At 71.3% G+C, this 1,006-nt stretch carries 1 protein-coding gene; it reads right to left on the bottom strand.

Annotated features, from left to right (window positions below):
- A partial coding sequence (locus ACTWQA_RS59085; RefSeq protein WP_443167515.1) for a cation:proton antiporter domain-containing protein occupies positions 1-1,006 on the bottom strand: 1,006 nt, incomplete at both ends.

The following is a 1,006-nucleotide window of genomic DNA, read 5'->3' as shown; positions in this document are numbered from 1 at the left end:
TCCTGCGCGGCGGCGATGCCGGAGGCCAGCACGATCAGCCCGTACACCACCGAGGCGAACCCCTTGGGCCCGAACCAGGCCACCGCCGCCTGCTCGCGCACCGACAGCCCGGAGCGCAGGAAGGACAGCCAGATCGCGACCGGGCGGGCCAGCACGAGCGCCAGGACCGCGAACAGCCAGCCCTTCCAGCCGACCGCGCCGAGCAGGGCGGGAGTGACGAGCGCGCCGAACAGCAGCAGCGCCGCCAGCTTGAACAGCTCGGCGATGAGCTCGCCGAAGTGCTCGAACGACTCGCGCTGCCGCTCACCGAACGTCGCCACCGTGATGCCCGCGGCGAACGCCGCAAGGAACAGGTTGCCGTGCGTGGCCTTGCCCAAGGCCAGCACCAGCAGCCCGATGGCCAGCGCGTTGAGCGGCTCGTATTGGGTGGAGGCGGAGAACCAGCGGGTCTGCTCCAGCTTGATCGCCACCCACGGCACCGCCACGCCGATCAGCACGCCGAGACCTAGCTCGAGCCCGAGTTCGCCCATATGCAGGTCCTCGGAGCCGGCGGCGACGGCCAGGAACAGCATGACGAACGGCAACGCCAGCCCGTCGTTGACGCCGGACTCCACGTTGAGGAGTTGCCGCAGCCGTGGCGGCACCTTCTCGTTGCCGACCAGCGCGGCGGCGAAGACCGGGTCGGTCGGGGCCAGGATGGCGCCGATCAGCAGCGACTCGATCCAGCCGAGGCCGAGCAGGTAGTGCGCGGCGACGGCGGTGATGCCCAGGGTGAGCGGCAGGCCCCAGCCCAGGGCGCGTCCTGGCAGCCGCCATGCGCTGCGCAGGTCCTTCCAGCCGACCCGCATGCCGTCGGTGAACAGCACGGCGAACAGCGCCAGTTCGGCCAGCGTGCCCACCAGCTCGTCGCCCGGCCTGACGGAGACCACGCCGAGCACGCCGTCGCCCAGCACGAATCCGGCTACCAGGAACAGCGCGGCGGTGGACAGGATCGTGCGATGGGCCA

This window comes from Nonomuraea sp. 10N515B (assembly GCF_052245915.1).
In the GTDB taxonomy this organism is placed as follows: domain Bacteria; phylum Actinomycetota; class Actinomycetes; order Streptosporangiales; family Streptosporangiaceae; genus Nonomuraea.
This window is presented reverse-complemented; position numbering and strand designations above follow the sequence as displayed.